The 1,151-nt window shown below is 58.6% G+C and carries 1 pseudogene; it reads right to left on the reverse strand.

Features of this window, described 5'->3' with window-relative positions:
* Window positions 1-2: 2 nt before the first annotated feature.
* A pseudogene (locus BN873_RS15545) lies at window positions 3-1,075 on the reverse strand (IS4 family transposase).
* Window positions 1,076-1,151: the final 76 nt, after the last annotated feature.

Consider the following 1,151-nt stretch of genomic DNA (forward strand, 5'->3'; position numbering starts at 1 on the left):
CGCTAAGTACAGGACAAAAATTTCAGCAGGCCGAGGAAATCAAGCCAGCGGTCGGCCCAGTTGAGGACGATGGAGCGGATGAAGTCGAGGCCATGGCGGAAGATGGATTTGAGGGGGCGCTGGAGCGTTTTTTTAAGGGGATTGGTTGCCGTTCGGCGAGGGCTTGGCCGGTACGATAGGTCCAGGCGAACGCCAAGGCCAGCAGGGCCAAGAGTTTGCCGAGCCGGTCGGGGTGGGTCAGATGGGTGTCCTCGAAGTTGAATCCACGGGATTTCAGGGCGCCGAACAGGGTTTCAATTTCCCATCTTCGGGCATAGGCCGTGAAGGCCTCTTGCGGCGGCGCGCCGGAACTGGCGATAAGGAAGAGGTCGCCATCGTCCAGCCGTAAGGCGCAGAGATGGACGAAACAGCCCCACACCGGTCGGCGTCCTTGGAGGAGGGAGGACTGGCCCGGTTTTAGGGGACTGAACAGGACATCAGCCCGCATCGGCATATTCCAGGCATTGGGAATCCGTGTGTTGCGCTTGAGACGGATGTGGAAGGGAATGCCCTGAGCTTGGAGCCAGGCGAACCAGTGCCGCCCGACGAATTCTCGGTCGGCCAGGAGCGCCTGGATTCGGGTTTGCCCGAATTGCCTCACAAAGCGTTGCAGGAGCGCGGTGCGCTCCTCGGTATCGGAATTGTCGGCCTTGTCGAGAACCGTCCACATCACCGGCAAGGCCATGCCTTGGTAGGCGATCCCCAGGACCAGGAAATTGATCTCGGTCTTGCCGAATTTCCAATGGGTGCGGTCTAGGGTCAAATACCAAGGGCCTTCGCCCACCGGAAACAAACGGACCAGCAGCCGGGCCAGGACATCGTAGTCGATCCCGAAGGAGCGAAAGAAGCGTTGCAGGCGCTTGTAATTGGATGCGACCTGCGCTTTGCCACCGAAGCCGGTGGCTAACTCGGCCAAATTAACGCTGCGAACCTTGAACAGGGCCAAGAGGAACTGGGCCAGGAAGCTCAAGCGAGCGCCATGCCAGGGAAGGTGTTCGGCCAAGGCCGCCTGAAGGGCTAAAACGGATTCATTCATGTGGCGCGAGAGAGATGACCAGGACATCCTTGAACATCCTTATAGGTCAATGACTTAGTTTTTTGTCCTGTACTTA

Source organism: Candidatus Competibacter denitrificans Run_A_D11, from assembly GCF_001051235.1.
Taxonomy (GTDB): Bacteria; Pseudomonadota; Gammaproteobacteria; order Competibacterales; family Competibacteraceae; genus Competibacter_A; species Competibacter_A denitrificans.